The organism is Cupriavidus sp. HMR-1 (assembly GCF_000319775.1).
Taxonomy (GTDB): Bacteria; Pseudomonadota; Gammaproteobacteria; order Burkholderiales; family Burkholderiaceae; genus Cupriavidus; species Cupriavidus metallidurans.
Genome location: NZ_ANKP01000245.1, coordinates 1 through 7,571, shown reverse-complemented (window position 1 = coordinate 7,571; position 7,571 = coordinate 1). Strand labels below are relative to the sequence as shown.

Annotated in this window: 6 protein-coding genes; 3 read left to right on the top strand and 3 right to left on the bottom strand. The window is 66.6% G+C overall.

Going from position 1 to position 7,571, the window contains the following annotated elements:
- The coding region (locus D769_RS26005) for an efflux RND transporter periplasmic adaptor subunit (RefSeq protein WP_040011270.1) at positions 1–1,172 on the bottom strand (1,172 nt) is incomplete at its 3' end.
- A 248-nt stretch (positions 1,173–1,420) separates the two neighbouring features.
- On the opposite strand from D769_RS26005, the gene D769_RS26000 reads away from it, so the two are divergent.
- The 3 genes from D769_RS26000 (at position 1,421) to D769_RS25990 (ending at position 4,348) form a co-directional block, all read left to right on the top strand.
- Complete coding sequence (locus tag D769_RS26000; RefSeq protein WP_008651105.1) at positions 1,421–1,705, top strand: helix-turn-helix domain-containing protein; 285 nt, start codon at positions 1,421–1,423, stop codon at positions 1,703–1,705.
- A 133-nt stretch (positions 1,706–1,838) separates the two neighbouring features.
- A complete protein-coding gene (locus tag D769_RS25995) occupies positions 1,839–3,128 on the top strand; it encodes an MASE1 domain-containing protein (RefSeq protein ID WP_008651104.1) in 1,290 nt (429 codons plus the stop codon).
- Positions 3,125–4,348, top strand: a complete 1,224-nt coding sequence (locus D769_RS25990; RefSeq protein ID WP_008651102.1) for an alpha/beta fold hydrolase — start codon at positions 3,125–3,127, stop codon at positions 4,346–4,348. The genes D769_RS25995 and D769_RS25990 overlap by 4 nt, the downstream gene beginning before the upstream one ends.
- On the opposite strand, the gene D769_RS25985 is transcribed toward D769_RS25990, so the two are convergent.
- Together D769_RS25985 and D769_RS25980 are read right to left on the bottom strand one after the other, a co-directional pair.
- Positions 4,345–6,648 (bottom strand): patatin-like phospholipase family protein, encoded by a 2,304-nt coding sequence (locus D769_RS25985; RefSeq protein ID WP_008651099.1) that lies wholly within the window; start codon positions 6,646–6,648, stop codon positions 4,345–4,347. The genes D769_RS25990 and D769_RS25985 overlap by 4 nt on opposite strands.
- A 118-nt stretch (positions 6,649–6,766) precedes the next feature.
- Positions 6,767–7,571, bottom strand: an 805-nt coding sequence (locus tag D769_RS25980) for a SulP family inorganic anion transporter (RefSeq protein ID WP_008651093.1), incomplete at its 5' end; no start/stop codon positions are given.

Below are 7,571 nucleotides of genomic sequence, written 5' to 3'. Positions count from 1 at the left end.
CCGCCAGTCGGTGCGGCGCCTGGCCGCGCGGGCGCCTCGGCGATCAACGCGCCGGGCTTGAGCTTGTATTGGCCATCTGCCACCACGCGCTCCCCGGCCTGGACGCCCTTGGCGATCACGGCCCGCGCGCCCTGGAGTTCCGCTACCTCCACCGGCTGCAGCTTCACGGTCTGGTCCGCCTGCACGGCATAGACGTAGGTGCCGGCATCGTTACGTTGCACCGCTGACGCCGGAATGACCACTGCGCGGTCACGCTGGCCCAGCACGAGCCGGGCGTTGACGTACTGGCCCGGCCACAGCAGGTGCTTCGGATTCGGAAAGCGCGCCTTGAGCTGGATGGTGCCGCTGGTGGTGTCGATCGTGTTGTTCAGCAGGATCAGGCCGCCGTGCCCGAGGTCGGCATCGGTGCCGCGCTCGTGGGCGAACACTACCAGTGGCGACTGGCTGGCCTGCATCGCGCGGTTGATGCGGCCGAAGGCGTCGTCGGGCAGCGTGAAGACGACGTCGATCGGGTCGATCTGGCGGATCACGACGAGGCCGGTGGTGTCGGTGGCATGGACGATATTGCCGGGGTCGACCAGCCGGGCGCCGACGCGGCCGGAGAGCGGCGCCGTGATGGTCGTGAAATCGAGCTGCACCTTGTCCAGCGCGATCTGCGCTTCGTCATTGCGCACGGCGGCGGCAAGCTGGTCGACCAGCGCGCGCTGGGTGTCGAGTGTCTGGCGCGTGGTCGAGTCGACCTTGATCAGTTCCTCGTAGCGCTTCAGGTCCAGGCGGGCGTTGGCAAGCTGCGCCTCGTCGCGCGCCTTGGTAGCCTGCGCCTGCTGCAATTGCGCCTGGAACGTGCGCGGGTCGATCTGCGCCAGCACCTGACCTTCCTTGACGTCCTGGCCTTCGACAAAGCCAACGCGCTCGAGCTGCCCATCCACGCGTGGCTTGACCGTCACAGTCTGCATGGCCTGGACTGTGCCGACGCCAGTCAGGCCAATGTCCACGTCCTCGCCCTGCGCCGCGGCGGTGGTCACTACGATGGCCGGGTTCGCCTGCGCGGCCTTGGGCGGGAACAGCCATCGTCCCAATGGCCTGGCAACCAGCCAGACCACCACGATGGCGATGACGACGTACAGGGCGATGGCCAATGGCCGCCGGCGGGGAGGAGGCGAAGCAGACATGCGTGACATTGGTCGCTTGACTCGACAAGCATAGTCGGTGGCTGTCATGTGAGATATGACCGCCTTATTACCGTTTATTTCAGGTTCACGATGTGACTCGCGCGTCAAGCCTCGGGCCCTTGCGTGGCCCTCCATCCAATCTCCTATTGCGCTGCCACGATGTGCAGCGTAGAAGATAGGCGGGAGGCCGCAATTCGTGGCCGGCGGCCTGTCACAACAACGAAAGGGTTAGAGAAAAGGGGTAGACCATGGAGACTCAGGAAAGCGCCCTCGTCTTGGCACTGCTGACGGCTCCCGTCCGCGTCACGATCTGCCGCGCCCTGCTCGATGCGGGCGAGGAAGGCATGTCCGCGGCGGAGCTGGCCGAACTGGCCGGCCTGACGCTGCGCCACGCTGCGCACCACTTCCAGGAAATGACCCAGGGCGAGATTCTGGCCCTGGCGATTCGCGACCGCCGCGTCTGTTATACGCTCAAGGCCCGTGTGGCTGTGCGCGAGGCGCTCGGCTACGTCGACGCCAGCGGCATGAATTGACACCGCAGCGGGGTCTCGTCTGACCCTGCTGTGTACAATCCGCCACACTTCTGGCGGCCCAGGTCAACGGCGGGCCTCGTCTTGCCGTTCAGATCATGGTGATAGTCAGTCATACTGAATCGGGAACATCACAGTGAATCTCACCAACCGGGCCGTCACATTGCCGCTCTGGGCAATCCTGTATTTCGTCCTCGGATACTTTTCGCACAAATTCAATGGGCCGTTCACGGCCGCCGGCTACATCTGGCTGCCGGCCGGCGTGACCGTGGCCGCTTTCATGCTGGCGCCGATGCGCCGCTGGCTCGGGCTCGGCCTGGCGTTCCTGGTGGCCCAGATGCTGCTGGGCATGGTGGAAGGGCGCGATGCGTTCCGGATGCTGCTGTTCTCGCTCGACGAGATCGGCTTCGCAGCGCTGGCCGTGGCCGTGATCCATCTGACCAAGTTCTCGCTGGAAGGGCTGGCGTTCCTGCGCGGGTTGCTGCTGGCCGGCGTGATCGCCAGTGTCGGCGGGGCGGTCATCGGCGCGGGCTGGTTCTGGCTGTTCCTTGATGTGCCGTTCTGGGCTACCGCCAAGGTGTGGGCCGCGGCGGACTTCGTCGGGGTGCTGATCGTCACGCCGGTCTTCGCCGGATGGGCGCGTTTTCGCGCCGCGCGTTCGGGCGGCCGCCAGCCCGGCGAGTTCTTCTTCGGCCTGGCCGCGCTGGCATGTGTGCTGGCGACCGCCGCGCTGGTGTTCGACGGCACGCGGCTTGCGCAGCTCTCGCTCGGCGTGGCCTATGCGCTGACCTATATCCCGTTGTTCTTCGTGGCCATCGTGGCGTTGCTGCTGGGTGGGCGTGGCGGATCGGTCGCCGTGGCGTTGCTGACCGTGCTAGTGCTGGTCAATACCGCCCAGGGCGACGGCCCGTTTGCCGAAACCGCGCTGTACCACGGTGACTCTCTGTTAATCGCGCAGCTTTACCTGGCCGTAGCCGCGCTGCTGACGCTGCTGATCAACACGCTGCGAACGGCGCGCGAGCAGACGAACGCGCAGGCCGCCGCACGCCAGAACGACGTGGAACTCGCGCTGGCTGCCAGTGGGCAACTCGTCTACCGACTTGACCCACATAGCGGGCGGCTGCGCTGGAGCGGCAGCGTGGAACGCGCGCTGGGCCTGCACGACTCGGCGTTGTCCACGCTCGACGATGTCCTGGCCCGCGTGCATCCGGACGACCGCGCCGAGGTGCGCCGCCGCTGGTTGCGCGAATGTGATGGCGAGATGCGCGGCGACCTGACGTTCCGGCTCTTGCTGCCGGCGGGCGCCACCACGACGATCGTCGACATGAGTGGCCCGCTGCTCGACGGCGACGATTCCGTCGCGTTGATTGCCGGCGCATGGCGCGTGATCGCCTCCCACGACACGGAAGGGCGGCGCGCAGCATGACAACGCAACAGGCTCCACGCACCGGAGCCCTGCTGATTCACGGATTGGGCGGTACCCAGTACGACCTCGGGCCGATGCACAAGGTGCTGCGCCGCGCGGGCGTGGAGACGCACGCCGTCACGCTGCCCGGTCATGGCGGCGTGCCCGAGGACCTGTTGCCCGTGGTGGCGGAGCAGTGGATGGACGTGGTGACCCAGTCCTACGACGAACTGGTCGGCCAGTACGACACGTTCCATGTCATCGGCATGTGCATGGGAGCGCTGCTCGCGCTGGAACTGGTCGCGCGGCGCCAGCATCGCAAGGGCCAACTGGTGGCGCTGGCTGCCCCGGTCTATATCGATGGTTGGTCCACACCGTCCTACCGCTGGCTGCGGCACGTGGTCTATCACCTGCCGGGGCTGCCCACGCGCATCAAGGTAGAGGAGAACGAGCCGTTCGGCATCAAGAACGACCTGGTGCGCGCCATCGTCAAGGCCAAGTTCGAGCGCGGCGACAACTTCCACTATCGCTGGGTGCCGTTGACCTGCATCCGGCAGGTGGACCGTCTGCGCCGCTGGGTGCTGGACAGCGCGCACCGCGTGCCTTGCCCGACGCTGGTCGTCAACGCGCGCGAGGACGAGCTGACCACGCTGCGCTCGTACGATTTCCTGCTCGGCGCGGTGCCGCAGGTGCGGGGTGTGGTGCTCGAGAACAGCTATCACATGATCTGCGTGGATAACGATCGCGAGCAGGTCATCGCCAGCGTGCTCGAGTTCCTGGGGCTGGAGGCGTCCGCTGGCAGACCCCGCGCGCGTCGGTCCGTGGAGGTGCCGATGGCGGAGGAAGCCGTCGCCACGCTGGTGGGCGAGTATCTCTCCGCGCTGACCACGCGGCATTTCGAGGCCGTCTATCCGCTGCTCGATCCGGCCATCGAATGGCGCCATCTGGGTGAGCACCCGCTGGCAGGGGTCTATGCAGACCGGGATGCCGTGATTGGCTTGTTCCAGCGCGTGGCGCAACTGGCCGGCGATACCGTGCGGATCGAGGTGGCCGGCGCGCCGCGCATCGACGGCCAGACGGTGGAAATCGACATCGCGGCGTCGTACCGGTTCGACGGTCAGCCAATGGATGGCCGTGGCACGCAGACGCTACGGCTGGCCAACGGCCGCATCCGCGCGGTCGAATATCGTCCCGAATCGGCGGCGGACAGCGATGCGCCGCTGGTCCGCCAGGCGGGCTAGAACACGCGGCCCAGCTGCAGGTAGATATTCCACACACCCTGCGGCGCCGCCGCGACGCCAAAGTAGAGCGGGCCGATCACGCTGTTGCCGCCGATGAACAGGCTGGCGCTGGACTTGTAGGGTCCGCTGCCGAAGTTGCGGCGCCTGAGCCAGACGTCGCCCACTTCGAGGCTGGAGCCGAACACCGTTGTGCGCAGCCCCGGCAGCACGAATTCACGCAGATCGTTCAGGTACGTGATGCGGCCGTAGAGCAGGTAGTTGCCCGAGAACTGGTCCGGCGCATAGGCTGACAGGCGCTGGAATCCACCCAGCGTGAATCCCAGCCCGCCACTGACGCTGCCGGAGGTGCGGTGGTCGTTGTAGGTCATCGCCCCCTCGGCCGCCAGGTTCAGCGTATGGCGCCCGTAGCTGCCCGCCCACAGGGCCTTGCCGTGGACGTCGTCGAAGCTGTTGTCCGTGCCGCCGAACGATAGCTGGTTCACCGCATTGAAGTAGTAGCCCTTGCGCGGAAAGAGCGGGTCATCGAGCTGGTCGATCGTCAGTTCCGCCCGCACCACCGGCTGCTGCACCGAGGCACTGAACTTGCCGTTGCTTGCCGCGCCAATCAGATAGTCAGAGTAATAGCGGACCTGCTGATAGTTCGCGCCGACCCGGAACTCGCCCAGCCTGCCGATCGGCAACCCGAGGTCGACGCCTGCCAGCGCCGTGTCCACGCGCACGGCGGTGAGCGGCGTGGTGCTGCGGGTGGGGCTGCTGTCGGGGTAGATGTCGACGTGCTTGCGGCCGTATTCGAGGTATGGCGCGATATAGAAGCCCAGCCGGTCCAGCACCGGTTGGCGAAGCTCCGTGTGCCACTTGGCCTGGGTGCTGCCCAGCACGATGTCGTTGCGCCATTCCAGACCGCTTTGCGTCAGCCACGGATAGCGGTGACCCAGTTGCAGGTTGAACGCGCCCTTGCCGTCGAACGTCGTGGACATGCCGAAGCCGAACAGCAGGAACTGCGGCCCCCATGATTTCTCCTGCGCGTCGATCTTGAGCACGGACCGGCCGTTCTCGGTAACCACATCCTGCGTCACGCTTTCGAAGTTGCCGGTGGTGGAGAGCTGCGAGAGGTCGCGGTTGATCGCTTCGGCGTCATAGGTGTCGCCTTCGCGCGTTCGCAGATACTGCTTGATGTAGGCGGGCGGAATGCGCCCCGAGGCATGGATCTCGATCGCGTCGATGCGCTTGGGCTCGAATCGCGCGCTATGCGTCTCCCGGGCGGCGATGTACTGGTCCCAAGCGTCGGGCGGCAAGGCCAGCGCGGCAAGCCGTGGCGCGATGCCTTCAGCCGCCGTGTAGCCAAGCTGCACGCCACGGCGCGCATTGGAGAAGTCGGTGAACGACAGATCGCCGAGATCGGGTTCCAGCAGCACATCCCGCTGCCCCAGCAATGCCTTTTGCGCGGCGAGGTTCTGGTTCATCAGGATCGTCACCATCTGCTGGGTGACGGCCGCTGGCGAATCGAGGTTGGAGGGGTCGTCGAGTGGCGAGGCCACATTGACCGCGATGACGAAATCGGCGCCCATGTCGCGCGCCATCTGCACAGGCAGGTTGCTGACCAGGCCACCGTCCACCAGCGTGCGTCCATCCACCTTGAACGGCGCGAACAGGCCCGGCACGGCCGCACTGGCGCGGATCGCGCGCGGCAACGACCCTTTCTCGAGCACCACGGGCGCACCCGAGCTGAGGTCCGTGGCGATGGTGCGGAATGGAATGGGCAGTTTGTCGAAATCGATATCGCCGGGCCACGGCGCCGTCCAGTCCTGCAGCAGTGCCAGCAGCCGGTTGCCCTGCACCAGCCCGCCGGGCAGCTTGACCTTGCCGTCGCCATAGCCGACCGAGAGGCCGATCGGGTATTCGAAACTGTCCTCGCGCAGCGTCTGCGGCAGGTGCGCGCGTTCGTTACGGTCGAAGACGATGTCGCTCAGGTTGATCTGCGACAGCCGGGTGTCGAGTTCGTTTGCCGGAATCCCGCTCGCATACAGTCCGCCGACCACCGCCCCCATGCTGGTCGCCGCAATGCAATCGATTGGCACGTGCATCTGTTCCAGTGCCTTGAGCACGCCAATGTGGGCATAACCGCGCGCGCCGCCGCCGGACAGCACCAGGCCGATGCGCGGTCGTGCGGCATCGGCGGCGGAGGTGTGGCTGGCGCTGCACTCGGCGTAAGCCTGCTGGAACAGGCCCGCAATGAGCAGGCAAAACAAGGGCAGCCAGCGCAGCGGTGCGCAGCGCGGCCCGGAAACGAGTCTCGACATGATGGCGGTGCCGGGAGGGGAACGATCGGCAGCGCCGGGCGGAGGCAGGCCGCGAATACGTCGCGATGCCTCCGTCTGGCGCCGACAGGGCGGACGGGGAAATCCACCAGGCAGGAGTTTAACCGGGTGGGCGGGACTCGGGCGGCGGCGTGCCTGGCTGTGTCACGGGCCCCCACACGGCATCGGCGTGTTCCGTCTGGAACCGGACCGCGGCCAGGTCCATCGTGAAGAACATCCGCTCATGCGTCAGGGTCTGGCCCAGCGCCGAGCGCCGGACCATGTCTAGGACGTCGGGATTCATCCCGATCAGCCAGAGCATGACGCCATCCTCCTCGCGCAGCACTCGTTCGGCATCGGTCAGCATGTGCAGTGCCGTGTACTCCATGTCAGAGACCGCGGTCAGGTCGAGCGCGACCACCTTCGGCTTGTCGTGCAGGATCATTGGCCGAAGTTTGTGACCGATACGCCGCGCGTTGACGAAGTAGACGCGCCCCTCGGGCCGCAACATCAGCAGGCCGGGCACGGTCTCGTCGTGCGGGTGCGCGTCCGATTGCGGACGGAATACGTTGGTGCCGGGCTTGCGCGCCAGCTTGTAGACCGGCGGATCGGAGGTCTGATAGGCCAGGGCCAGCATCGATACGACGATCGCCACGACGATGCCTTGCAGCGTGCCCAGGGCCACCACGCCAGCCAGGGCGACCAGCGCCCAGATGAACTCGGTGCGGCGGATGCCGAGGATCGCCAGAAATTCGGCGGGTTTGATCAGAGAGACGGAGTAGACGATGACCACCGCGGCCAGCGTGGCTTCCGGCAAACGGCCGACCAGCGGGGCGAGCAGCAGCATCGTGCCAAGCGAGGCCAGCGCGGTGACCAGGCCGGCCAGTTGCGAGCGCGCCCCCGACAGCCGGTTGACGGCGGTCTGC